The organism is bacterium, assembly GCA_018814885.1.
In the GTDB taxonomy this organism is placed as follows: domain Bacteria; phylum Krumholzibacteriota; class Krumholzibacteriia; order LZORAL124-64-63; family LZORAL124-64-63; genus JAHIYU01.
Window position 1 is genome coordinate 1 of the sequence record JAHIYU010000178.1, and the last position, 24239, is coordinate 24239.

Below are 24239 nucleotides of genomic sequence, written 5' to 3' on the forward strand. Positions count from 1 at the left end.
CCCCTCGGCGCGGGCCAGGTAGTCGCACCACACAGCCCGGCGGTCGATCAACCCGTTCCAGAAGGCGTCCTCCCGGTCCGGGTCGGCCACGTGGATGGCGCGCCGGAAGGGATTGTGCAGCCAGCGCAGCCCGGCCCCGGGCCCGGGCGCGGCGGTCTCGTCCAGGTCGCTCTGCGCCGGCCGCGGATCGACCCAGGCCACCGCCGTCTGGAACGACGCCTGCCGCAGCCCGACCGGCACGTCGCGCATCAGCTCGCTCAGCAGCGCGCAGTTGCTCGCGTAGGTGGCCCCGTCGCCGGCGAAGCGCGCGGCGAAGACGTCGGGCAGGCCGCCCAGGGCCTCCACGCACAGGGCGGTGTCGTCGGCCACCGCGATCTCGCCCGTGTAGGCCGCCGTGGCGATCGCCTTGCGGCTGGCGTTGCCGACGATGGTGGTGCCGTCCTCGATCACCTCGGGCAGTCCGGGATAGTCGGCCGACGACAGGACGTCGAAGGGCAGCCCGGCGAAGAGCTCGCGCAGTTCGCGCAGCTTGTCCGCGTTGCGGCTGGCGATCACGACGAGGCGTTTCGTGCGGCTCAAGCTCAGGCCTCCAGGGACTTGCGCTGCAGCTTGATGAGCTGGCCGATGCCGGCGCCGGCCAGATCGAGCATGCGGTCGAGCTGCTCGCGGGTGAAGGGCCGTCCCTCGGCGGTGCCCTGCACCTCGATCAGCCCGCCGTTCTCGCTCATGACGATGTTCATGTCCGTCTCGGCGCGCGAGTCCTCCTCGTAGTCGAGGTCGATCAGCACCTCGCCCCCGCACACGCCCAGGCTCACCGCCCCGACCAGCCCGGACATGGGATGGTGCGGCAGCCGCAGCCTCTGCAGGGCGTCGTAGAGGGCCGTCGCGGCGCCGTTGATCGACGCGCAGCGCGTGCCGCCGTCGGCCATGATCACGTCGCAGTCGACCGTCACGGTGATCTCGCCCAGCGTGTTCAGGTCGGTCACCGAGCGCAGGCTGCGTCCGATCAGGCGCTGGATCTCCATGGTGCGGCCGCCCTGGCCGGTGGGACTGGCGGCCTCGCGGCGCGTCCGCTCGCTGGTGGCGCGCGGCAGCATGCCGTACTCCGCGGTCACCCAGCCCTGGCCGCTGCCCCGCAGCCAGCCGGGCACGCCGTGGGCGATCGACGCGGTGCAGACGACGCGCGTGTTGCCCATCTCGATCAGCACCGAGCCCTCGGCGTGGGGCAGGTAGTCGCGGGTCAGGCTCACGGGGCGCAGCTGGGTGGGCTTGCGGTCGTTGTGGCGCTTACTCACGGGGTTTCCTTTCTCACCGGGATTCCCGGCAGGCCGCCGTCCCAGGCGGCCTCGTTCACGTTCACGGTATGGACCTCGTCGATGGGTCGGCCCAGGAAGCGGGCGCCCACCTCGCGGAACTTCCAGGGCAAGTCGCTCAGGTAGAACTCGAGCCGGCCATCCGGACGATCGGCGCCGTCGGGACGGCGCAGCCCGCGGCGCGTCAGCTCTTCCCCGGCGGCGACGGCCAGGGCCTCGGCCGAATCCACCAGCGCGACGTCGGGGCCCATCACCGCGCCGATCACGCCCTTGAGCAGCGGGTAATGGGTGCAGCCCAGGATCAGGGTGTCGACGCCGGCCTCGCGCAGCGGCGCCAGGTACTCCTCGGCCATCTGACGGGTGACCGCGTGGTCGAGCAGGCCCTCCTCGGCCAGGGGCACGAACAGCGGACAGGCGCGGGCCACGACGCGGTCCCCGCCCAGCTGCGCCGCGAGCTGCTGCTGGTAGCGCCCGCTCTCGACGGTGCCGCGCGTGGCGATGATGCCGACGCGCCCGCCCCGGGTCCGCGCCAGGGCCGTGGTCACGCCGGGCGCGATGACGTCGAGCACGGGCACGGGCAGGGTCGCGCGCAGGTCGTCGATGGCGAACGCCGAGGCCGTGTTGCAGGCCACCACCACCAGCTTGGCGCCGTGCGCCACCAGGAACGAGGCGTCCTGGCGCGCGAACTCCCGCACCGTGCGCGCGCCCTTGGTGCCGTAGGGGACGCGGGCCGTGTCGCCGAAGTAGAGCAGGTCCTCGGCCGGCAGCCTCCGCTGCAGCTCGCGCAGGACGGTCAGGCCGCCCATGCCGGAATCGAAGACGCCGACGGGGCCCATCAGCGCCACCGCCCCAGGTCGAAGGGGCGGCTGGTGTCGAGGTGCCCCGCCAGGGTCTCGACCTGCGCGCCGTCGACCAGCAGGACGCAGCTCTCCAGCTCGGGGAAGTTCCAGGCCAGGGTGCGCAGGATCACCGCGAGGGTGGCCTGTTCCGACGTGCTCCCGCCGGGGTGGGCGCTGACCAGCTCGCGCGTCCAGTCGACGACGACCTGCCCCGCACCACGGTCGACGAAGACGTCCCGGGGCCGCGCCCCGACCGGCAGGGCGGAGACGGCCAGGCGCCCGGGATCCTCGTCGCACAGCGCCTCGAGCACCTCGCGCACCTCGTCCTCGCGGGTCGCGCGGCTGGGCATCTGCAGTTCGCGGCTGACGGCGGCCTCGCCGTTGCCGTCGGCGAAGAAGAGCACCACGCCGCGGGTGCCCGCCAGCTCGCGGGCCCCGAGATCCGGGACGAGGGGGATCATCATCGCTTTTTCGCGCGGTCCGCGGCTGAGATACCACGCCAAAAAAGCCGCGGCCATGGCCAGCACGAGCATCAGCACGGCCAGGGTCCACCAGAAACCGCGCCCGGTGGCGCGGCGGGTCGCGCGGCCGGCCATCATCGCTCCCCCCCGCCTTCGTGCGCCAGGAGATCGGCGACCAGGCGCCGGTAGTCGTCAACTGCGCGGGCCAGGCTCTCGGCGAGACTTTCCTGATAGGACCTGGAGTCCAGCTGCTTCTCCTGCGCGGGATGGGTGAGGTAGCCGACCTCGACCACCAGCGCGGGCATGTCTACGCCGCGCAGCACGCGCTGGCCGGTCTGCCGCACGCCGCGGTCCTCGGCGGCGGCGCCCGCGACGAGCCGCGCCTGCACCAGTTCGGCGACTTCGCGGCTGGCGCCCAGGTGGCGCCACTGCGCGCGGTGCCACGGCACGAAGAAATCGTTGCCCCCGCCCTCGCCGTCCTCCGCGCCCGACGGCAGGAGCAGGTGCGTCTCGACGCCCCGCACCTGCCGGTCGAACCAGCCGTTCGCGTGCAGGGACAGGAAGAGGTCGCCGCCGGCGCGGTTGGCGATCTCGGCGCGCGAATCCAGGTCGGGATCGTCGTCGCCGTCGCGGACCATGACCACCACATAGCCCCGGTCCTCGAGCTCGTGCTCGAGCCGTCGGGCCAGCGCGAGGACCACGTCCTTCTCGCGCACGCCCGACGGCCCCACGCGGCCGGTGTCGTCCCCGCCGTGGCCGGGGTCGATCACGATGGTGCGCACCGCGCGCGCGCCGGCACCCAGCTCACGCGGACCGGACATGTTGAGCGCGCCGCGCGGCTCGAGGTCGGGCAGCGCCGGCGCCTCGGCCTCCTCCAGGACGAGCACGATCTCCCGCCCGTCGCCGCCGCTGCGGGCGTGGCTGTACCGGACCAGCGAGCGGATCTCCACGTCGATCAGGGCGTGGTCGCTCATCTGGCGCGTGGTGACCTTGCGGATCAGGCCGCGCGGATTGGTGACGCGCACAGCCCTCTGGTCGACGACGCCGCCGTAAACCTTCAGGGTGACGACGCCCGACGCGGGCCCCGTCGCCCGCCAGCCCAGCGGCTCGTCGCAGAAGACGCGCAGGGTGGTGCTGCGCGACTCGGTCTCGACCCTCAGCCCGGTCACGTTGGCCTTCGCCGCGCCCACGTGCAGGTTGAGGCCGGCGCCGTTCCAGACGGCGGTCTCGCCGAGGGCGGGCCCCATCTGGTCGACCACGAACACCATCGGCAGCCAGAGGTCGCCGTCGAGCGCGAGCACCGGCACCGGCAGCAGGATCTCCCGGCCGGCGTCGAGGATGAGCCGGCTGCCCGCCGTCGCGGCGAGTTGCCGGTCCCTCACCCTGAGCGTGAGACGGTTCAGCTCGGGATCCCAGAAACGCGCGGCGCGAAAGATGGAGACCACGTCGGCCGAGGCCAGGTACACCTCCTGGGAGCCGCGCAGCAGGTGCCGTCCCTGCACCGGGAAGGAGGCGCGGTCGCGGGCGAAGGTCACCTGCACCTCGAAGGAGCCCGACTTCTGGTCGAGGCGCGGCGCGAGGCCCTCCTGCCAGGCCGACGCGAGGGCGGCCGTCAGCATCAGGATCGCCAGGGTGATCGGCACCGCGCGCAGCATGCGTCAACCCCGTCCCATCTCGCGCCTGATGCGCATGTCGACATCCCGTTTGGCCTTGGCGTGGCGTTTGTCGTGGAGCTTCTTGCCGCGCCCCAGACCCAGCTCCACCTTGACCAGTCCACGCTTGAAGTAGAGCTTCAGCGGAATCAGGGTCAGACCCTTCGTCTCCAGCTTGGGTCCCAGCTTGCGCAACTCCCGGGCGGTGAGCAGGAGCTTGCGCCGGCGGAAGGGATCGTGGTTCTCGCGGTTGCCCTGCTCGTAGGGCCCGATGTGCAGCTTGACCAGCCACACCTCGCCGCTGCGGTAATCGCCGTACGCGTCGCCCAGGTTGCACTTGCCGGCGCGCAGGGATTTCACCTCGGTTCCCTGCAGGACGATGCCGGCCTCCCAGCGCTCGAGTATCTCGTACTCGTGGAACGCCTTGCGGTTCTTGGCGATGATCTTCACGCCGCTCTCGCCCGAGGCCGCGCCCATGGGAACATCTCCTGTCCAGGTTATCGAGGAACGAGGATCGGGGCACAGAACCTAGCATCTGCCGCACGATCCGCAAACATCCATTTTCCGGCCGCCGGGGGGTGTTTCTGGCCGCCGGGGGTTGACAGGACGCGAAACGACCTCTAGCTTTGGTCGCCGCGGAGCAACGGGCCACCGTCCACGGCTCCAGCGACCGGTGGCTGCCCGGGTGGCGGAATTGGTAGACGCGCTACGTTCAGGTCGTAGTGAGGTTTATCCTTGTGGGAGTTCGAGTCTCCCCCCGGGCACCATCCATTGCTCGAAGGCACGACCCAGGTCGTGCCTTCTTTCCGTCCGCGGCCTCCCTCAGTCGATATAGCCCAGCGAACGCAGCTGGCGGATGACGGCCTCGTCCATCTCGGCGTCCTCTTCCAGCGCGGTGCTGTCGCCGAGCGCGGGCATGAAGACCCGATAGCTCTCCACGCGGTTGTCCTCCAGCCGTTCGACGTAGCGCAGTCCCGCCGGCGTGAGTCCCTCCCCGATGACGACACCCGGCATCTCGTCGCTGGCCGGCAACCCCATCAGGGCCAGGATGGTCGGGCCCACGTTTATGATCTCCGTGCTGTCGAAGCGCAGGCCCGCCTCGTGGACGGGGCTGCGCGCCGCGAAGACGCCCTCGGGACGATGGGCCTGCAGCCCCCCCAGCCATACGCCGTCGACCTTGGCCTTTCCCTTGAAGCCATGGTCGGAGAGTAACATCACCGACCGGTCGGCGGGGAAGAGGGCCAGCATCTCGCCCAGGATCTCGTCGCTGTAGACGTAGTAGTTCGGAATGACCCGCGCGAAGACCGCGATCGACGCGGAGTCGGGCGCCAGGTTGTTCATCTCCGGCTGGTAATAGCCCCAGAACTTGTGGCACGCCATGTCGAGACCCCGGAAGTAGACGCTGAAGACGTCGAAGTCGTCACGGGCGGCGAGGTGCTTCGCCATCGCCAGGTACGTCCTGTCGCCGGCGATGATGACCCGCAGTTCGCGCACGAGATTCTCCAGCTCGTCCTCGTGGCCGGACAGGCTCTCCAGGTCGATGAACCGCCCCAGTTCCTCCCTCGTGATGTCCCGATAGTCGATCTCCAGGGCGGCCAGGTCTTCGCGCAGGTCGTCGGGACGCACGAGCCCCGCCTCGTCGCGGTAGCCCTGCTTCGTGTACGAGTAGACGTCGCTGACCATCACGCCCTCGATGGTGCGGGCGGGATAGGTGAGCCACCAGCCGATGACGCAGCTGGTCTTGCCCATCGCACCGGCCAGGTCCCAGAAGGCCGGCGCCAGCCAGCGCTGGTTCGCGCCCGGCTTGGCGTTGGTCTTGTCGACGAAACCGACGATGCCGTGCTCGCCCGGTTCCAGTCCCGTCGCCATGCTCGCCCAGATCACCGGGGACTCCCGCAACGGCGTGAAACTCATGTTCGTCCCGGAGGTGGACTGCGCGAGGAACCCCTTCATCACGGGCATGCGGCCGGCCGCGACCAGGGGGGCCACCTGGGCCCAGTCGGCGCCGTCGAAGCCGATGACCACCAGCTTGCGGTCGCCGGGCAATTCGGTTCTGCGGCCGCATCCGGCGGAAGCAACCACCAGCGACAGCAGCACCCCCAGCAGGACCGGGAACCGCTGTCGCGACCTGTCCGGCACTGATTTCGTGCCGGCCGGCACTGATTGCATTCTGTTCATCGTGAAAGCCCCCCGGATCCCGGCTGAAGATCTCTCGCTCGTTATGCCATAAGAAGATACACAACCAGCGCGCGTCTGACCAATACGGTCTGCGTCTTGCAGGACCCGGACGGCGACCGGCTCCGGACGGGCCGTTGAAAAGGACGGATCATGCGCTGGTTGGACATCGATATCAGGTGCGGGGACGAAGGTGCCTCCGTGCGCCCCTTTCTGGAACGCGCCCAGGCCAGACGGGACACCCTGGCGGCCATCCAGCGGGAATCGGGGCTGGACAGCCCCCAGGTCCTGAGCTGCCTGGAGGAGATCGGTCAGCTGCTGTTCCGCGCCGCGCACGCCGCCGACGCGTCGGCGTTCGCGCCCGACCGCACGGACGGGGTCACCCGGGCGCCCGCTCCCCTGGGCTCGGCGGCGGGCCGCGACGTGACGGGTTACCACCTGGTCGTGGACGACAAGGTGCTCGACCTGCCCTGGACCGCGCTCCACAACGGCATCCATTTCCTGCTCGAGCAGTCCCCCATCTGCGTGTCCACGCGCAGCTCGCGTCCCGTCGCCGGCGCGGAGGCGCAGCACCAATGGATGCGGCGCTGGGAGGAGGACGCCTTCACAGAGACGGCGCTCGGACCGGCCTCGCTCGGCGAGCTGATCCGGCGCTACCGCCCCGAGGCCTGCGCCGAACCCACCATCCTGTTCCTGGACGGGCAGGGCGGCGCCGCCGACAGCGTCCACGGCCTGCGCGAACGCGACATGGTCCACGGTGCGCTCGAGGCGCGCGGCGACGGGCAACGCCTGGCGCGACTGGCAGCACCCTCCGGCGCCTTGACCCCGGCCGCCCTGGCCACGACCGCGCACGGCTACCAGGCCTTCCACTTCTCGGGCGCGACGGCCGTCGCGCCGGTCGCACCCGGCCAGGCGGCCGGCGTGCTGGACCTGGACATCCTCTCGCCGCCGGCGTGGTCCGTCCGGGAAGATCCCACCGAGTTCGAGGTGGTGGGCGTGGATCCGGTCACCTCGCTGCTGGACCAGATCAACGAGAAGGCCGACGCCGGCCGACTGGCGCCCTGGTCGCGGCCGGTCGTCTCGCAGGCCGTGGCCGAGGCCGCGCCCTGCTGGCAACTGGAGGACGGACCCGTACGGCCCGAGGATCTCGCCCACAAGCACGCCGCACCGCCGCTGGTCTTCTCCAACAGCTACCTCAGCCTGCAATCGCTCGGCGCCCGCTTCCTCGCGGCCGGGACCTCGGTTTTCGTCGGCCCCCAGCTCGCTCTGGCGCCGGAGCGGGCGAGCGAGTTCGCCGCCGAGTTCTACCATGCCCTGGCTCTGGGCACACCCGCCGCCGAGTCCCTGCGCCAGGCCGCCCTGGCCTGCCGCCGTCGCTGGGGCGCGCACCATCCGGCCTGGCTCGGCTACGGGATCATGGGCAGCGGCACCCTGGCCCTGCAATACCTCTAGCCGACCACCGCACGCGAAACGCAACAATTGCGGCGGGATTGCGTTCTGTGTTGTATTCTCCACCGACAGACGGTTGCCATCGCGAACAGGCTCAATCCAGAGCGAACAGGATAACATGGGTCTGCTGGAGTCCAGCCCGAAGAACGGCGGGAGCGCGCGACGACACGCCCGTACCCGCTGGATGCATCTGTTCGCCGCCCTCTGCACGCTCGGGCTGTGCCTCTTCGCCGCCGTGGACGCCGGCAAGATGCGGCCCAACGACGGCACGGTATGGCTGCTGGGACGTCCCGAGGTCACGGTCCTCGAGGTCCCGCCGCGCAGCGACGGCACGCTGAGCCGCCTCGAACCGGGCGACGTCATCCTCGGCATCGGCAACACGATGATCGAATCGCCCCAGGATGCCGCCAACATCCTCGGCCGGCAACGGACCGGCACCACCATCCAGTACCTGGTGAAACGCGGCGAGGAGATCCGCAGCCTGCCGGTCTCCCTGGCCGGATTCCGCACGGCCGGCCGTTTCTACGCCTATTACGGCGTCCTCGCCCTGGCCTACTGGGTCATCGGCCTGCTGGTCTTCATGCGGGGCAGCGAGCAGCAGGCCGCCCGGCTGTTCTTCCGCATGTGCCTGCTGTTCGCCATCTTCTTCATGACCAACCTGGACCGCTCCAGCTACTTCTGGGGCGATATCATCACCCAGAACGCGGGCGCCATGGCGCGGTTCTTCCTGCCGGCGATCTTCCTGCACTTCTTCCTGGTCTTCCCCGAGAAGCGGATCTACCTGACGCGTTTCCCGTGGCTCGAACCGACGCTCTACCTGCTGCCGCTGGTCTTCTACATACAGTTCACGATCGACCAGTTCTTCGGCTCCCACGCGCCCCGCATCTACAACACGCGCTGGCTGATCCTCGGCACCTACTTCTCCGCGGGTGTGCTCGCCCTCATCCAGAGCTACCTTCGCTTCCGCGACCCCCTCCAGCGCCAGCGCATCCGCATCCTGACCATCGGCACCCTCTCCGGCGTCTTGCCGTTCCTGGCCTTCACGGTCCTGCCCGGCGGGCACGTCGGCGACAACATCGCGTTTCTGGGCACCGTGCCGATGATCGCCGTGCCTCTCTCCTTCGGCTACAGCATCGCCCGCTACCAGGTGATGAAGATCGAGGTCCTGCTCAAGCGCAGCCTCGTCTACACCATGCTGACCACGGGCGTCTACATCCTCTACGTCGGGCTGCTGCTCGGCCTGGGGGCGCTGTTGCTGCGGCTCAGCGGCCAGACCAGCCAGTTCGCCGCGGTCACGGCCACGCTGGCCGCCGCCGCCGTGTTGTGGCCGGCGCGGCTGCAGGTCCAGGGCAGCCTGGACCGCCGGTTCTTCCGCAGCCGGCAGAACCTGGCCGGCGCGCTGCAGGAATTCAGCCAGGAGATCACGCAGATCATCCAGCAGGAGGAACTGATCGAAAGGATCGGCGGCCGGCTCTGCATCTTGCTCGACATCCCCAAGCTGGCCGTCTACAGGCCGGCGGTGGTCAGCGAGGTGATGGTCTGGCGCCTCGCCGGCGCCGCCCGGTCCGTCAGTTACGCCGACGCGTCAGGCGCGGACGATCGCACTCCCCCCTGTCCGGAGGAGTTCCAGCTGACCGCCACGGCGAAGCGGCTCGAGCAATTCAACGAGCCGTACTGGATCGAACGGCGCGGCGCGTCGCTGGGCATGCGCGCCGCCGCCACCCGCGAACAGGCCGAATTGCTGCAGAGGCTGCAGGAGCGCGATGCGCTGGCCGACGCCGGCATGGCCCTGCTGGTGCCGATGCTCGTCCACGGCCGACTGGTGGGCATCATCGCCCTGCCGCCGAAACGCGGCGGCGACGAGTTCCAGCTCCAGGACCTGGAACTGCTGAGCATGGTCGCCGGACAGGTCGCGCTGCAGATGGAAAACACGCGCCTCTACGAGGAAGAACTGAAGAAGCAGAAGCTGGAGGAACAGCTCGGTCTCGCGCGCACCATCCAGAGCCGCCTGCTGCCCAGGCAGATCCCCGAGATCCCCGGCCTCGACCTGGCCGCCTGCAACATCACCAGCGCCGAGGTCAGCGGCGACTACTACGACCTGATCAAGCGCCAGGACGGACGTCTGGTGATCATCATCAGCGACGTCAGCGGCAAGGGCGTTCCGGCGAGCCTGCTGGCGTCGAGCCTGCAGGCGTCGATGCGGGCGCACTGCCAGACCTCCTGTTCACCGGGCGAGATTCTCGAACGGGTCAACCTGTACCTCCACGAGAGCACCGATCCGTCCCACTTCGCTACGCTGTTTCTGGCCATCTTCGATCCGCAGACCAACACGCTCTGCTACAGCTCGGGAGGCCACAACTCCCCGGTCCTGCGTCGCACCGACGGCAGCATCGAGCTGCTGGAGAAGGGCGGCCTGCCCCTGGGCGCCTTCGATTTCGGCACCTACGAGGAAGAGTCCGTCACGCTCGCCCCGGGCGACACCCTGTTCATGTACACGGACGGCTTGACCGAGACACGCAACGGCGCCGAGGAGGAATTCGGCGAGGAACGCGTGGAACGCCTGCTGGGAAACAGTCACGAGCTTCCCGCCGCGCGCCTGCTGGACGTCATGCACGATGAATTGCGTTTGTTCAGCGGCAGGGCCGTCGCCGACGACGACGTGACCCTGGTCGCCTTGAAGGTACAGCAGTCGGCGCAGAGCAACCTTACAGGTCCGGTTGCGTACGAAGGAAGCGGCTGAACGCCGCGCCAGAAGAGGAGTTTCGACACATGAAGACATCCGTGGCAGCGATCATGTCTGTCCTGGTGGTGCTGGCATTGGCCTTGCTGTTCCTGGGCGGCCCCGACCGGGAGTTCACCACGTCGTCCAGCGAGGCATATCGGCTCTACGAGCAGGGCGTCGACCAGCTCTACTCGGTGCAGCGGCCGCAGGCCGTCGCCTCGTTCACCGAGGCCGTGGAGCTGGACCCGGACTTCGCCATGGCCTGGGCCATGCTCGGCAACGCGCAGGCGACCATCTTGCCGGACGAGGTCGAGCGGATCGCCGCGATCGCCGACAGCCTGGCCGGCAGGCTCCCCAACGACCTGGAACGCGCCAAGGTGCAGCTAGTCGTCTCCGGCCTCAAGGGACCGGGCGGCCACGACGGCGATTCGTTGATCGCCTTCATCCTGGCCGAACAGCCGGACGACCTGCTGGCCAACATCGCCAAGGCCACCACGCTCTTCTTCAAACGCGACGACTCGGCGGCAGACGCCTTCCACCACGTCCTGGAGATCGAGCCCAACCACGCCATGGCCTACAACATGCTCGGCTATCTCGAGGCCAACCGGGGCAACTACGACGCCGCCCTGGAGAACCTGCGCAAGTACGCCTTCATGGCGCCCGACCTGGCGAATCCCCACGACTCGCTCGGCGAGGTGCTGTCCTGGATGGGCCGCTACGCAGAGGCCGAGAAGGAATTCCTCACCGCGCTGAAGCTGCAGCCGGATTTCCACTACTCCCTGGTCAACCTGGGCGAGGTCTACATGCACCGAGGCCAGCTCGTCAAGGGGCTGGAGATCCTCGAGGGCGTGCGCGAGCAGGTGGCGGGCACGCGACTCGAACGGGACATCGACGAGTTCCTGATCCGCACCTATTACGAGTTCGACCTGTCCGACGCCTCGCTGGCCGCCATCGACGCCTACGTGGAGCGCACGCCGGACACCACGTCGGCCCAGTACTTCAAGGCGATCGCTGCCTTCATGCGCGGCGACGAGGAGGCCTGCCAGGAACACCTGGACGCGTTCCGCGCGAAACTCGGCGAGAACAGCGATCCGGAGAACGAGGAAGTCCAGCGGTATCTGCAGAGGATGGAGCACCAGTTCGCGGCCATCGCCGCCAGCGCACGGGGAGACCACGAGACCGCCGCCGCCGAATGGGGCGCCATGCTGGCGCTGATCGAGAGGGCCGCTCCCCACGAGCTGTGGTTCGTGCTGTGGCGGCAGGGGGAATCCTACCTGGCCAGCGGTCATCCCCGCGAGGCATTGGACAACGCCTTCGCGATCCTCGAGATCAACCCCCGGCTGATCCGCCCGTTGCTGCTGATGGCCCGCGCGGCACTGGACGTCGGCGAACCGGAGATCGCCCGCAAGGCCATCAGGCGGCTCCAGAAGATCATGCCCGAGGCCGATCCCGACCTGCCGGCACAGCAGACCTACCGCCAGTTGCTGAGCGAGATCGCTTCGCCCGCCTCGTCCTGAGCGGCACACCGGCGAGAAAAGGCGGCTCCGCGGGGAGCCGCCTTTTCCGTGCGTGCGACGAGCCGTCTACACCTCGGCGAAGAAGTACCGCTTCAGGCACTGGATGATCTTGTCGTAGGTGTCCGGGTACAGGGCCCAGACGGCGGCCGCCACCGAGCTCAGGAGGCTGTTGCCGTCCTGGGGGGTGAAGCAGAAGCCCGTGATCTCGTGGCCGTCCTCGGACACGTGGATGCCGTTGTAGGGAATCACTGTCTGGTTGAGGATGCGCCCGTAGAAGCCGTGGTCGCGGCCGAAGGAGAAGATGGAGTTGGCCGTCTTCTTGTGGGTCATCGCGATGCGGTCGTTGCGCTCGCAACGCTTGATGAGCTCCTCGAGGGTGACCTTCTTCCGCACCTTCAGGTGGAACTGCAGGGCGTGCATGAAGTTGGTGTTCAGCTTGATCGCCGACGAGAAGAGCTTCAGATCGTAGCCCAGGGTGTTGAACAGGTGCCAGGCGTCGCGTGCGTGGTGCGTCCCGAAACGCGCATCCTTGTGGGGGCCGACCTCGGGGCTGGGCACGAACTTGGCGTCCTGGCTGATGTCGTTGCTGCGGCGGATGCAGACGAAACGCCCTTCCACGAGATTATCCGGATCATCCTCCTCGATGCCCAGGGTCTTGATGATCAGGGACAGGTTGTGCGTGTTGCAGCTGACCACCTGGATGTACTTGTCCACCTTGTGATCCAGTATCTCGTCGTTGATCCCTCGCGCGTATTGCTTGCCGAAGCCGAACTCGCTGCCCTGGGCGATGAAGACGTCGGTGTTCTCCTCGTAGGACTTGTACCAGCGCTCCTTCATCTCGTTGCCCATGGGCGTGCAATCGATGACGACCCGTGACGCTTCCAGGGCTTCCTCGGAGGTCAGATCGACGTTGATGCCCAGTTCCTTGAAGCCTGCTATCCGGTCCTTGTTGGCCACGATCCTGGCGCCCCGCTTGATGAGGGCCTCCACCTTGCTGCGGTCGGTCAGCAGCGGCGTGTTCTTGTGGAAGAGCACGTCGTCCAGTCCCAGCTGATCCTTGAAATGGCAGAGGAGCCCGATCAGTGGCTCGCCTATGGTGCCTGTCCCCACAACGAGGACGTTCTTCGTACCGCGCATGGATCCTCCCGAAGAGTTTTTCAGTACTGGAACGCTGCCGCTAACGGTCGGCGTCGGGGCAGCGGCCGGCGCCAGCCCGGCTCATCCCGCCGCGCATCGCGACGGCATGAACGTTTCGGGCCGAGCCATGCTAGCACGCGGCCTCGAGGCGCGCCAACCTCAATTGGGAAACGCTTCACTCGTGGGGCATGCGCTCTCGTGCGCTGACGAAGAACTTCTGGGCGGGGTAGTGGTTGAGGTTGCTGACGCGGCTGGTGTAGATGCAGGCCACGTCCTTGATCTGCTCGCCGAAGCGCGAGGACGCCCTGCCTTCCCGGAAGATCGAGCCCCAGACCGGGCTGTAGGCGGCCGCGATGCGCTTCTGCAGATGGGCGCGCCGGCCGAGACCGGACTTGAAGTGGTCCAGCAGGACTCCGGCCGCCTCGGGATCGTGATCGGGCACGGACAGCAGGTGGTCGCGCTCGAGCGTCAGATCCTCCAGGGCGGCTTCGACGGTCTCGAGTTCGCGAATGCTGTCGCGCACGGGCAGGGTGGCCAGGATCTCCTCCTCCACCTCGGGCACGATCATGGCCGTGCGCCAGCCCACGGACTTCTTGCTGCGCAGGATGTCCCCGTAGGTGTGGTCGCCGAAGTACAGGATGCTGTCGCCGATGGCGCCCAGTTTCGACTCGAGGAAGAAGGCATCGCCGCCCGTGTAGCACTGTCCCGGCTGGTGGTCGAGCCCGGGCACGCTGGACGGGGGCACGGCGCGCCCCTTCCCCTGCTGGAGGAAGAAGCCGGGTTTGTGCGACGTGCAGATGATCAGGTCGAAGAGGTCGGTCCAGGACGCGCCGCCGTTGCTCAGGATGTAGCTCATCACCGCACCCGTGTAGTCGGGCTCCGAATTGGTCAGCAGGAAGAGCTTCTTGCCCGCCTCGCGGAACTTGGTCAGCGTCACCTCGAGCAGCGAGTCCTTGACGAAGAAGCGCGGCAGGTCGGACATGATCTGGCGCTTGAGCGAGCCGTCGCGGTGGATGGTGTCGATGGCGTCGCGGATGTCCTCGAAGAGCACCTTGTAGCTGGTCTTGATCGTACCCGGAGACCCGTCCTTCAGGGCCACCAGGGCCGTGTAGAGGGAGCCTTCGGGTAGGTCGAAGAGGGTGTCCACGACCCGGTAGCGGTTGGTGCTGAGGCGGATGCGCCCGCGCTTGTACGCCGCGCGGCGATCCTCGCGAGAAAGCAGTTCGCCCCCGTGCCGCACGCGGGCCACGTACCCGTTGGCGTCCATCTTGATGATGTTGCCGAGGCGCTTGTCGACGATCAGTCCCCTGACGATCGCGGAACGATCGTAGGGCGTGTCGCGGATCAGCTTCGGATAGCCCTTGGTCGAAACCAGCAGATCGATCGCCATCTCGAAGCAGAGCTGCTCGAACACGTGGTGGTCGTAGAGGGCCAGGGTATGATCCATGTCGAAACCGATCGCCGCGATGGATTCCATGCGCAGGTTGCGGTTGGCGTAGACCTGCTTGTGCGCCGGGAGCACGGCGCCGGGCAGATCGGGCAGTCGCTTGTCGGTCAGCAGATGTCGCAAAGGCATTCCTCGAATCGAAACGGTAACGGCCGGACGCGGCGTCACGAGGGCATCAACACGGTGTTCTTCCCGGGCAGCAGCTCGCTCACCCAGTCCGAAGCGCCGCGGAAGCCGGGATACTCGGGGAACAGGGTCTCGGCCTTGGCGCGCCAGCTCTTGGCGTTGTCGATGAAACCCAGTTCCTCCAGGGTCCGGCACCCCCTCACCCAGGCCGACAGGTTGCTGTCGTCGGTCGTGACGGCGCGCAGGTAGAAACCCATCGCCCGACGCCCCTCGCCGCGTGCGCGGGCGCAGTCGGCCTTGCCCAGCCAGGCGTGGGAATAGAGGGGCGACAGGGACAGCGCCTTGTCGAACCTCTCCTCGGCGGCGTCGCAGTCCCCGCCGGCCAGGGTCAGCAGCCCAAGATATCTCAGCGGGTAGAGGTATCGCCACTTGTCGGACGTCTCGGACGCGTCCGGCGCGGAGGCCAGGCAGTCCTCGAGATCGCGTCCGGCGCGCTTCTTCAGGCTGGCGGCGCTGACCACCGTCAGCTCCTTCTTCGCGGCGGATGTCAGCTGCGCGATCACGGCCACGGCGCGCCGGTACCTTAGATACAGGTCGTCGTGCCAAAGATCAAGGGCCTGTTGGACGACCAGCAGCGCGCCGGCGGTATCCCCCCTGGCCAGGCGGCACGCGCCGAGCAGGCCGGCCAGTTCCGGTCCGTACCCCAGCTCCCGGGAGATCGCGCCGTCCATGCCTACGACATTGTCCCAGGCGCGGGTCAGACGCTTCTCCGTCTTGCGGAGACCGGCGACGGGCAGGACCTCGTCCTCGAGCATAACGAGCGTCTCGGCGGCCAGGCAATAGGCGAAATAGGGTTCGTAGGGATATTCGCGGGTGGCATCCCGCAGCAGGCGACGGTTCCTCTCGACCCGGCTCCTGACACGCGCGGTGTCGCCGCCGTCGTGAAGCACCGCCAGCGGGCTGGGCGCGATCGTCAGGGCTCGCGCGGTGGCCCAGTTCTCCAGGGCGATCTCGATGGTCTCGTGGACGGGATAGCAATACCGAACGTACGGATGGTTGCGGAACAGACGCACCTGCAGGTCGGCTTCCCCGCCGCGCGTCGCATCGTTGCCCAGGAGCGAGACTCGGTACCCGGCCGCCAGCGGTTCGGCCATCAGCTTCTGCAGTTCCACCGGCCTCACCGGCTGCAGGCGCTCGTCCGCATCCAGCACGAGTATCCAGTCGCAACGCGCCTCGGACAGCACGGCGTTGCGCGCCGCGGCGAAATCGTCCTCCCAGGGCACGTCGATCACGCGGGCGCCGTACCCCTCCGCGATCAGCCGCGTGTTGTCGCTCGATCCCGTGTCGCCCACGACGATCTCGTCCACGACAGCCAGGGCGGACTTGATGGCCTGGCCGATCGTGGCTTCCTCGTCCTTGACGATCATGCACAGTGCGAGAGTTTTTCTTTTCATACGTGGTCTATTCCGGCGTTCGCAGTGGTACGTCCGGCCCCATCCAAACGCGGCTCGTGCTCGTTCCATCATGATATCGGCCCCTGCGCCGGTGAGTTTAGCCGCGTATGCTCCGACAGGTCTCTATTGCCAAGAACGGGTCCTTTCCCCATCATGGACGAAGGACGGGACACGGCCCGTGTCCCGATCATGAAGCTTCGCTACGCCGCCAACCGCCGGGGGATGCAGCCTCGATGAGCCACGACAGGAATCCCTTCGCCCGACCGTCGGACCGGCTCGCGCCGGCAGAGCTCCACGGGCAGGACCGGATCCCCGCCTATGCCTTGCTGGACAATATCCGCAGCGTGGGGAACGTCGGCTCGATCTTCAGGACGGCGGACGCGGTCAACCTGGGCGGCCTGTACCTCTGCGGCATGACCGGCACGCCGCCGCGCCCCGACATGGAGAAGACGGCACTCGGCGCGACCGAGACCGTGCCCTGGGACTACTGGCGGCAACCCGGGGACATCCTGGCGGAACTGCACGCACGGGGCGTGCAGGTGGTGGCCCTGGAGCAGACGCCCGGGGCCATACCCTACGACGGTTTCGCCTACACCTTTCCGGTGTGCTTCGTGGTGGGACACGAGGTGGACGGCGTCTCGCCGTCGGCGCTCGCCCTGGCCGACGCGACCGTGGAGATATCCATGTCCGGCGCCAAGAAGTCGCTCAACGTGGCTGTCGGCTTCGGACTGATGGCCTTCGAGATACGGAGGCAGTGGCTGCGCACGCGGGAGGCCGGGTCGTGAAGTACATCTCGCCCTGGCAGTGGGGGCCCTACCGCGGCGCCGTCGCCGGGATCCGCGCACTGCTCGGTGCGGTCGGGGCCTCCGAGACGGGCTTCATCAGGCATCTGGTCGACGACAACAACCGCCGCGTCAAGAGGCACCTGGCTCGCCACGGCGCCGGGACGGTGCTGCTGATCCTGCCCCGGTGCGTCAAACGGAAATGCTGCGAGCTGGATCCCGCCGGGTCCCTGGCGGGCTGCATCGACTGCCGGGACTGCGCCCTGGGCGACCTCGCGCGCATCGCCGCCGCGTACGACGTGAGGGCGCTGGTGGCCTACCGCAGCCACATCGCCTACGCGATGGCCAGGCGCGAGCAACCGGAGCTGATCATCGCCACCGCCTGCGAGGACCGCCTGGTGAAGGCCCTGCGCAGCGTGCCCGAGATACCGGCGCTGCTCGCGCCGTTGACCGGCATGGAGCGCATGTGCGTCGGGGCGATCTTCGAGCCGACCTGGTTCGAGGAGCAGATCGCCCTGGCCGTCGGCTCGGCTGGGGGTGAGAGACGTGTTTCGTGCGCGCACACTGGGCCGTAGGCTCCTCGGCCCATACTTCGACTACGTGCTCTTCACCAGGCCACAGCAGTGGCCGATCCTGACGGTGCAGTTCGCGGTGGGCATCCTCTGCGCCCCCGATTTCCACCAGCTGATCATGCAGCAATCGGTGCGGCGTCTGCTCTTGCCCGGTCCCGGTCTCTGGATGCAGGGCGCCGTGGTCTCCTGGCTGGCCTGGGTGGTCTGCCTGAACGGCGGCACCCTGGCCTACAACAGCGCCTGGGATCGCGACACCGAGGACATCGCCTACCTGAAGGCGCCGCCCGCGCCGCCGCCCGGACTGGCCCCCGCCTCGCTGTGGCTGATGGCGCTCGGCGTTCTCCTGGCGGTAATCGTGGATGCGCGGTACGCCGTCCTGGTGGCCGGCTGCGTGCTGCTCTCCGTCCTCTACTCGCGCCCGCGGCCACGGCTCAAGGGCGTGCCCGGCCTGGACATCCTGATCAACATGATCGGCTACGGGGGCGGCACCACGCTGGCGGGGCTGCTGGTCGGCCAGGCGTTGGTCTACGCCGACCCCTCCCCGCCGGACCGGTCCGGCTGGCTGCTGGTGGCCGGTTTCAGCCTGCTCTTCGGTTCCTTCTATCCCCTGACGCAGCTCTACCAGCTCCGTGCGGACCGGGCCCGCGGCGACAAAACGCTCACTTCGGCGCTGGGCGTGCGCCGTTCGCTCGACCTGTCGCTCCTGCTGGGCGCCGCAGCGGCCTTCTGCCTGCTGGCCGCCAGCGTCGACTGGGACGCGCCGCTCGTTCCGCTCGTCCTGGTCCTGTCTTACTGGATGGGTCTGCTGGTCATCTGGAGGATCCGCGGCCCCGGGATGTCGGCCGCGCAGCACGAGAGCTGGATGTATCTGGCCCTGGTGATCTGGGCCCTGATCGACGTGATGATTCTCAGTACGCGTTACCTGGACCGTTTCATCTACCGCATCCCCGGCCAGATCTGATCTCGCGAACCCGGATCATCCACGGAGAAGCGGGTCGGGTCAGACGTGAGCGCGCCAGCGGCTGTCGATGACGCCCCCCACCTTGATTCCCAGGGCCTCGCATTCCCCCAGCACGCGGTCGATGAGACGGGCCTTGCGGGCCAGGGGGAGGAACGCGCTCTTGAAACCGTCGAGGATGATCTTGGTGATCTGCTCCTCGGTCAGGTCGTAGTGGGTCACGGCCAGTTCCAGCTCGTGCGTCATGTCGGTGCCGGAGACCAGGCGGTTGTCGGTGTTGATGGTGACGCGCAGGCCGTTGTCGAAGAAGTGCCGTATGGGGTGCGCGTCCCAGTCGGAGATGGCGCGCGTCTGCATGTTGCTGGCCAGGCAGACCTCCAGCGCGATGCGCCGGTCGTTGACCCACTGCATCAGGTCTGGATCCTCGGCGAGGTGCGTGCCGTGGCCGATGCGGTTGGCGCCGCAGTAGTGGACGGCCTGGTGGATCGATGCGGGGCCGAACGCCTCGCCGGCGTGCACGGTGACGGGCAGGTTGTGGTTGAGCACCGTGTAGAAGGCCTGCAGGTGGTCCTTGGCCGGGAAGTCCTTCTCGGCGCCGGCCAGATCGAAGGCCACCACGCCGCGCCCCTTCCAGCGCACGGCCAGCTCCGCCAGCTCGAGCGACGACCCGGGCGAGATGTGGCGGATGCCGCAGATGATCTGGCCGCTGATGATGCCGTAACGGCGATGGGCACGGTCGAGGCCGGCCTGGACGGCGGCCACGACCTCATCGAGCGTCAAGCCCTTGTCGGTGTGCAACATGGGCGAATACCGGACCTCGAGGTACCGCACGTTCTCGCGGTGGGCATCCTCCGCCAGCTCGCAGGAGATGCGCTCTATGTCGTCGCGCCGCTGCATCAGCTGCAGGGTGATCTCGAAGATCTTGAGGTAGTCCTCGAGGCTCTCGCACTGCTCGCCCACCTGGCAGACCGCGCGGACGTCGTCGTCGTTCCGGAAGTCGAAGGGCAGCCCGTAACGCGCGGAGAGCTCGCGCACGGTGGCGGGGCGAAGCGAGCCGTCGAGGTGGACATGGAGATCGGTCTTGGGCAGGGCACGCAGCAGATCCACGCTGGGTTTCTGCAGGGAATTCGCGGGCATCGGGCCTCCGGTCGCGGGAATTCCGGACATGATGCAATCCTGGGCCGAACTCCGCCAGGGCGGGCCGGCCCAGGATGATAATAGCCGATGCGGGCGAGGGTGCCAACCTGATGGCGACTCGATCACCAAGCTGGGTACACCGGCCGCTTCGCAGTCGCGAGTCGAGCTGCGGAAGACCGCACCGACATTTGCTGTCAGGCATTTCGCCTTTCAACGCATAATGATACCCCTACTCACGATCAAGAGCAAGCCCGTTTCAGGATGGGGAGCCGGGAAGACCAGTGGACAAGCCCATCCTGAAGCTGTATATTCCATGCGCGTTTATAGATCCGACCCCGTGAAAGGAGCGCGCGTATGCGTTCGGTCCTCTCTGCATCCGGATTCCCCGCCGGACTCACATCGACGTGCCTGCTGGTCCTGATGCTGGGAGCCTGCGGCGCCACCGCTCAGCAGATCGGCTCGCTGACCAGCGTCGAGGAAGAAACCGAGACCGATACCGGTCGCACGCGCCACCCCTACGTGTTGGCCGTCTCCGGCTCGTACGTGAACCTGATGCCGATCAACATCCTCAAGGAGGAGATCTACGACATCAACGATCTGACCAGGGGCGGCCGGGGCGTCAGCGCCGACCTGCGCCTGTACATCCTCGACGGATTGGCCATCTCGGTGGGCGGCATGCGCAGCGGCTTCCAGCTGGTGGACGACAAGCCCGACGAGATGGCGACGATCAACAGCCGCTTCGAGGGCGACTCCATCACGCCGGACAACTTCCTGCGCCTGGACGGTCTCTTCTTCAACCTGACCGCGTACGTCGGGAACAGGCTCATGCCCGATTCCAGGTTCAATCCCTATCTGCGCGGCGGGGTTCTCTACTTCGACTGGGCCCTGGAGGAGGACGGACGCGGCAGCGATCCCATCATGTACCAGGACGAGGTCATCGAGGGCAAGGACTTCGGCGGCGGGTTGGGCATCGGCACCGAGTACAGACTCGCCCGCAAGGCCAATCTCGACTTCCAGGTCTTCTGGGGATACGTGATGACCAGCGATGAGATCAAGTTCGAAGGGCTGCAGTCCCCCGTCAACGGCAGCTACTACTGGACCAACACCCACTTCTGGAACATGTCGCTGGGACTGGTGATCGGTCTGTAGCCCCGCCGCGGAACCGCGATGAAAGAGGGCGACTCGCCGGAGTCGCCCTTTTCCTTCGCCGCCGGGCCCGGTCAGGTGCCGGCCGAGTAGTCGTCGGCGTAGAGGATCTGCTCCTCGGTGAGCACGTCCATGGACAGGCCCATTGTCTCCAGCTTGATGCCGGCGATGCGCTGGTCCTGCGCCGCGGGGATGTCGTGCACGTCTATCGTCAGGTCCTCGCCCTCGCGCGCCAGGCGCACCATCGAGAGGAACTGGTTGGCGAACGACATGTCCATCACCTCGGAGGGGTGGCCCTCGGCGGCGGCCAGGTTCACCAGGCGGCCCTGGGCCAGCAGGTAGATGCGCCGGCCGTCGGCCATGACGTACTCCTCGCAATTGGGGCGGATCTCGCGCTTCGCGACGGCCAGCGCCTCGAGGTCGTCGATGTTGATCTCGCAGTCGTAGTGGCCCGTGTTGCAGATGATGGCGCCGTCGCGCATGGTCTCGAAGTGGCGCCTGACGATCACGTCCTTCATGCCGGTGGCGGTGATGAAGATGTCGCCGACGCGGGCGGCCTCGTCCATGGGCAGCACCACGTGGCCCTCGAGCGTGGCCTTCAGGGCGGCGGTGGCCTTCACCTCGGTGGCGATGACGTTGGCGCCCAGGCCGGCGGCGCGCATGGCGCATCCCTTGCCGCAGTGGCCGTAGCCGGCGACCACGAAGTTCTTGCCCGCCAGCAGCACGCTCGTGGCGCGGATGATGCCGTCGATGCTCGACTGGCCGGTGCCGTACACGTTGTCGAAATCCCACTTGGTCTCGGCGTCGTTCACCGCGATGACCGGGTACTTCAGGGCGCCGTCGCGGGCCATGGCGCGCAGGCGATGGATGCCGGTGGTGGTCTCCTCGGTGCCGCCGATGATGCCCGCGATCCGGTCCGGGTGCCGGTTGTGCACGGAGAAGATCAGGTCGGCGCCGTCGTCCAGGGTCAGCGTGGGCCCGAAGTCCAGGGTGCGGTCGATGCACCAGTAGAACGCGTCGGTGTCCATGCCGTGCCACGCGTAGATGGAGGTGCCGGTGGCGGCCAGGGCGGCGGCCACGTCGTCCTGGGTCGACAGGGGGTTGCAGCCGCTCCAGCAGATGTCGGCGCCGGCGGCGGCCAGCGTCTCGATCAGCACCGCCGTCTCCTTGGTGACGTGCAGGCAGCCGGCGATCTTCATGCCCTGCAGCGAATGCGCCGCGGCGTGTTCCTCGCGCAAGACCATCAGCACCGGCATGCGGGACTCGGCCCAGTCGATCTTCATGCGGCCCTGGTCGGCCAGTTTCAGGTCGGCGACCTTGTAGTTGGTGCCTTCGGCGAGCTTCGTGCTCATCGTTTTCTCCATCCTCGTTCGTGAAAGGGGCCAAGCCCCGGTTACCGACTCGTCTCGTGCTTGACGCCGACCGTCAGGAAGACGTCGGGCCAGTCCTCGTCGCGGCCGCGCAGTCCGGGCGGCAGCTTCTCGCGCGCGGCCGCCAGCCGGGAAAGGCCGCATTCCAGGTAACGCGCGGCCCGCAGCCCGAGCCGCGCGAACAGATCCTCCATCTCGTCGCGGGAGAAGCCCAGCCACTGGTGGGCCAGTTCCTCGCGCAGCCAGACCAGATTGTGCCGGGTGAAGGCCATCACCACGACCTTGCCGCCGGGCTTGACCACGCGGGTCATCTCGCGCAGGGCCCGCTCGGGCCGGGCCACGTGATGCAGGACCATCGAGCAGTAGGCGGCGTCGAAGCGGTCGTCCGCGAAGGGCAGGTCCTGGATGTCGGCCTGCTCGAAGGCGACGTCGTTCAGTCCCTCCCGCTCGCAAAGGCCGCGCGCGCGGGTCAGCATGGCCGCCGAGGCGTCCACCGCGGTGATCCGGGCGCCCGTGGCGGCCAACAGGGGCAGCAACGCCCCGGTGCCGGTGCCGATGTCCACCAGCTCGAGTCCCGGCGGCACCAGCGCGCCCACGGCGCCGGCCTGCACGTCGGGATGGTCGAAGGCGGGACGGATCATGTCCCAGGAGCCGGCGATGTCGGAAAAGAACGCGCCCGACCGCCGGTCGCGCTCGGCCAGCACGCGCTGCAAGACCGCGTCGTCAGCGACCGCGTCGGGTGAGAGCCTGGCGCCCTCGAGCACCACGCGGCGGAACTCGGGACCGCCGGCGAAATCGACGTCGCTCACCAGACCGTACCAGCTCCAGGTCCCTTCCTTGCGATGGATCAGCCAGCCCGCGTCCAGCAGCACCTTCAGGTGCTTCGATACGCCGGGCTGGCTCATGCCCAGGATCTGCACCATCTCCTGTACGTTCAGCTCCGTTCGCGACAGCAGGCGCAGCAGGCGCAGACGGGTCGGATCGCCGACCGCCTTGAAGGTCTCAGCTGGATTCACCGTTCGGTTCACCATGCAGCCACGCCCTGTCATTTCATTAATCACTATATCGCTATTAAGCTATCATATAGCCGCAGGGAAGTCAACACCCCATGTCTCCCCGTTCAAATTAATCATTTTATTGGAGTTACGGACAGCGCCGCGTACCAGACCAGATCGGTGAGCGGCAGGACGGGCAGATCTGGCGCGATACGGGCGAGCGCGTCGCTGATCTGCCCCAGACAGCCGGGGTTGGAGGTCAGCACGAGTTCGGCTCCGGTCTGCGCCAGGAATCCCGCCTTGCGCAGCCCCATGTCTTCGGACAGCTCGGGATGCAGCAGGGCATAGGCGCCGCCGCTGCCGCAGCAGACCTCCGCCTCATCGGGTTCGAGGACTTCCAGACCGGGGATGCGGTGCAGCAGGCCGCGCGGCTCGTCCACGATGCCCCGGCCGTGGCGGGCGTGGCAGGGATCGTGGTAGGCGACGCGCAGCGGTACCTCGCGCAGGGGCGGCAAGGGCATATCGCCCAGATAGACGGTGACGTCCGTGACAGCACCGGCGATGGGTGCGGGATATCCCGACAACTCCAGAGCGCAGCCGGCCGCCTCTACCAGCAGGGCGCCGGCTCCCCCCGCCTCAACAGACAGGGCGGCGACGTTCACCGACTGCTGGGCGTGCGCCCGCTCTGGCCGGCCCGTGTGGGTGGCCAGGGCGCCGCAGCATGTCTGCCGGTCGGGGATGGTCACGTCGATGCCTGATGCCGACAGCAGGTCCAGCAGGCGCCGCTGGGGACCGGGAAGCAGCTCGCGACTGGCGCAGCCGGCGAAGAAGGCTACCGCTCGTCCGGTGGCCGGCAGTCTTCGCGGCTGCGCAGCGGCGGGCGTACGCAGCCCTGTCAACCGGTCCAGCAAACCGATCAACGCCGCGTCCCGCGCAGGCGCGGCGGGCAGCGCGCCGAGCAGACGCGCCGCGCGCGACAGCGGGCCC

Annotated in this window: 21 protein-coding genes and 1 tRNA gene; 8 read left to right on the forward strand and 14 right to left on the reverse strand. The window is 68.0% G+C overall.

Going from position 1 to position 24239, the window contains the following annotated elements; translation table 11 throughout:
• From KJ554_13780 to smpB, 6 genes are all read right to left on the reverse strand, one after another.
• A partial coding sequence (locus KJ554_13780; protein MBU0743398.1) for a hypothetical protein occupies window positions 1–579 on the reverse strand: 579 nt, incomplete at its 3' end.
• Between the two features lie 2 nt (window positions 580–581).
• Window positions 582–1295, reverse strand: coding sequence for a ribonuclease PH (gene rph, locus KJ554_13785; protein MBU0743399.1), 714 nt, complete (start codon window positions 1293–1295; stop codon window positions 582–584).
• A complete protein-coding gene (murI, locus tag KJ554_13790) occupies window positions 1292–2149 on the reverse strand; it encodes a glutamate racemase (protein MBU0743400.1) in 858 nt (285 codons plus the stop codon). The genes rph and murI overlap by 4 nt, the downstream gene beginning before the upstream one ends.
• On the reverse strand, window positions 2149–2748 hold the full coding sequence (locus KJ554_13795) for a GerMN domain-containing protein (GenBank protein ID MBU0743401.1): 600 nt from the start codon (window positions 2746–2748) through the stop codon (window positions 2149–2151). The genes murI and KJ554_13795 overlap by 1 nt, the downstream gene beginning before the upstream one ends.
• A complete protein-coding gene (locus KJ554_13800) occupies window positions 2748–4268 on the reverse strand; it encodes an N-acetylmuramoyl-L-alanine amidase (protein MBU0743402.1) in 1521 nt (506 codons plus the stop codon). Before KJ554_13800 ends, KJ554_13795 begins: the two co-directional genes overlap by 1 nt.
• Window positions 4269–4271: 3 nt before the next feature.
• Window positions 4272–4742, reverse strand: coding sequence for an SsrA-binding protein SmpB (gene smpB, locus KJ554_13805; GenBank protein MBU0743403.1), 471 nt, complete (start codon window positions 4740–4742; stop codon window positions 4272–4274).
• A gap of 202 nt (window positions 4743–4944) precedes the next feature.
• On the opposite strand from smpB, the gene KJ554_13810 reads away from it, so the two are divergent.
• A tRNA-Leu gene (locus tag KJ554_13810) sits at window positions 4945–5032 on the forward strand.
• 55 nt (window positions 5033–5087) lie between these two features.
• Here the strand turns inward: KJ554_13810 and KJ554_13815 are convergent.
• Window positions 5088–6443, reverse strand: a complete 1356-nt coding sequence (locus KJ554_13815; protein MBU0743404.1) for an alkaline phosphatase family protein — start codon at window positions 6441–6443, stop codon at window positions 5088–5090.
• Window positions 6444–6593: 150 nt separating this feature from the next.
• Between KJ554_13815 and KJ554_13820 the strand changes: the two genes are divergently transcribed.
• The 3 genes from KJ554_13820 to KJ554_13830 all read left to right on the forward strand — a co-directional run bounded on the left by KJ554_13820 (window position 6594) and on the right by KJ554_13830 (window position 12128).
• Window positions 6594–7892: a CHAT domain-containing protein gene (locus tag KJ554_13820; GenBank protein MBU0743405.1), complete on the forward strand. Its 1299-nt coding sequence runs from the start codon at window positions 6594–6596 to the stop codon at window positions 7890–7892.
• 115 nt (window positions 7893–8007) lie between these two features.
• Window positions 8008–10629 (forward strand): SpoIIE family protein phosphatase, encoded by a 2622-nt coding sequence (locus tag KJ554_13825; protein MBU0743406.1) that lies wholly within the window; start codon window positions 8008–8010, stop codon window positions 10627–10629.
• A 29-nt stretch (window positions 10630–10658) separates the two neighbouring features.
• Window positions 10659–12128, forward strand: a complete 1470-nt coding sequence (locus KJ554_13830; protein ID MBU0743407.1) for a tetratricopeptide repeat protein — start codon at window positions 10659–10661, stop codon at window positions 12126–12128.
• 66 nt (window positions 12129–12194) lie between these two features.
• Here KJ554_13830 and KJ554_13835 read toward each other — a convergent pair whose 3' ends face one another.
• From KJ554_13835 to KJ554_13845, 3 genes are all read right to left on the reverse strand, one after another.
• Window positions 12195–13265, reverse strand: coding sequence for a hypothetical protein (locus KJ554_13835; protein ID MBU0743408.1), 1071 nt, complete (start codon window positions 13263–13265; stop codon window positions 12195–12197).
• A gap of 175 nt (window positions 13266–13440) precedes the next feature.
• Complete coding sequence (locus KJ554_13840) at window positions 13441–14835, reverse strand: HAD-IG family 5'-nucleotidase (GenBank protein ID MBU0743409.1); 1395 nt, start codon at window positions 14833–14835, stop codon at window positions 13441–13443.
• 41 nt (window positions 14836–14876) lie between these two features.
• Entirely contained in the window at window positions 14877–16292 is a 1416-nt protein-coding gene (locus KJ554_13845; protein ID MBU0743410.1) for a glycosyltransferase, read from the reverse strand.
• Window positions 16293–16525: 233 nt separating this feature from the next.
• Here KJ554_13845 and KJ554_13850 point away from each other — a divergent pair, with 233 nt between their 5' ends.
• From KJ554_13850 to KJ554_13860, 3 genes are read left to right on the forward strand one after another with little or no spacing between them, the layout of a single operon-like run.
• A complete protein-coding gene (locus KJ554_13850) occupies window positions 16526–17077 on the forward strand; it encodes a TrmH family RNA methyltransferase (protein MBU0743411.1) in 552 nt (183 codons plus the stop codon).
• Entirely contained in the window at window positions 17074–17649 is a 576-nt protein-coding gene (locus tag KJ554_13855) for a DUF116 domain-containing protein (protein MBU0743412.1), read from the forward strand. The genes KJ554_13850 and KJ554_13855 overlap by 4 nt, the downstream gene beginning before the upstream one ends.
• Window positions 17621–18607 carry a UbiA family prenyltransferase gene (locus tag KJ554_13860; protein ID MBU0743413.1) on the forward strand — a complete coding sequence of 329 codons (987 nt, stop codon included), beginning with the start codon at window positions 17621–17623 and terminating at the stop codon, window positions 18605–18607. The genes KJ554_13855 and KJ554_13860 overlap by 29 nt, the downstream gene beginning before the upstream one ends.
• Window positions 18608–18646: 39 nt before the next feature.
• Here the strand turns inward: KJ554_13860 and add are convergent, their stop codons facing one another.
• Window positions 18647–19741 (reverse strand): adenosine deaminase, encoded by a 1095-nt coding sequence (add, locus tag KJ554_13865; protein ID MBU0743414.1) that lies wholly within the window; start codon window positions 19739–19741, stop codon window positions 18647–18649.
• A gap of 354 nt (window positions 19742–20095) precedes the next feature.
• On the opposite strand from add, the gene KJ554_13870 reads away from it, so the two are divergent.
• A complete protein-coding gene (locus KJ554_13870) occupies window positions 20096–20890 on the forward strand; it encodes a hypothetical protein (protein MBU0743415.1) in 795 nt (264 codons plus the stop codon).
• Between the two features lie 71 nt (window positions 20891–20961).
• Here KJ554_13870 and KJ554_13875 read toward each other — a convergent pair whose 3' ends face one another.
• The 3 genes from KJ554_13875 to KJ554_13885 form a co-directional block, all read right to left on the reverse strand.
• Entirely contained in the window at window positions 20962–22239 is a 1278-nt protein-coding gene (locus KJ554_13875; GenBank protein MBU0743416.1) for an adenosylhomocysteinase, read from the reverse strand.
• Window positions 22240–22280: 41 nt separating this feature from the next.
• On the reverse strand, window positions 22281–23273 hold the full coding sequence (locus KJ554_13880; GenBank protein ID MBU0743417.1) for a metalloregulator ArsR/SmtB family transcription factor: 993 nt from the start codon (window positions 23271–23273) through the stop codon (window positions 22281–22283).
• A gap of 113 nt (window positions 23274–23386) precedes the next feature.
• A partial coding sequence (locus tag KJ554_13885) for a (Fe-S)-binding protein (GenBank protein ID MBU0743418.1) occupies window positions 23387–24239 on the reverse strand: 853 nt, incomplete at its 5' end.

Bases quoted from the DNA above. Each gene is read 5' to 3' on its own strand.
- murI (MBU0743400.1), bottom strand. From the start codon at position 2,149: ATGGGCCCCGTCGGCGTCTTCGATTCCGGCATGGGCGGCCTGACCGTC.
- KJ554_13795 (MBU0743401.1), bottom strand. From the start codon at position 2,748: ATGGCCGGCCGCGCGACCCGCCGCGCCACCGGGCGCGGTTTCTGGTGG.
- KJ554_13800 (MBU0743402.1), bottom strand. From the start codon at position 4,268: ATGCTGCGCGCGGTGCCGATCACCCTGGCGATCCTGATGCTGACGGCC.
- smpB (MBU0743403.1), bottom strand. From the start codon at position 4,742: ATGGGCGCGGCCTCGGGCGAGAGCGGCGTGAAGATCATCGCCAAGAAC.
- KJ554_13815 (MBU0743404.1), bottom strand. From the start codon at position 6,443: ATGAACAGAATGCAATCAGTGCCGGCCGGCACGAAATCAGTGCCGGAC.
- KJ554_13820 (MBU0743405.1), top strand. From the start codon at position 6,594: ATGCGCTGGTTGGACATCGATATCAGGTGCGGGGACGAAGGTGCCTCC.
- KJ554_13825 (MBU0743406.1), top strand. From the start codon at position 8,008: ATGGGTCTGCTGGAGTCCAGCCCGAAGAACGGCGGGAGCGCGCGACGA.
- KJ554_13830 (MBU0743407.1), top strand. From the start codon at position 10,659: ATGAAGACATCCGTGGCAGCGATCATGTCTGTCCTGGTGGTGCTGGCA.
- KJ554_13835 (MBU0743408.1), bottom strand. From the start codon at position 13,265: ATGCGCGGTACGAAGAACGTCCTCGTTGTGGGGACAGGCACCATAGGC.
- KJ554_13845 (MBU0743410.1), bottom strand. From the start codon at position 16,292: ATGAAAAGAAAAACTCTCGCACTGTGCATGATCGTCAAGGACGAGGAA.
- KJ554_13850 (MBU0743411.1), top strand. From the start codon at position 16,526: ATGAGCCACGACAGGAATCCCTTCGCCCGACCGTCGGACCGGCTCGCG.
- add (MBU0743414.1), bottom strand. From the start codon at position 19,741: ATGCCCGCGAATTCCCTGCAGAAACCCAGCGTGGATCTGCTGCGTGCC.
- KJ554_13870 (MBU0743415.1), top strand. From the start codon at position 20,096: ATGCGTTCGGTCCTCTCTGCATCCGGATTCCCCGCCGGACTCACATCG.
- KJ554_13875 (MBU0743416.1), bottom strand. From the start codon at position 22,239: ATGAGCACGAAGCTCGCCGAAGGCACCAACTACAAGGTCGCCGACCTG.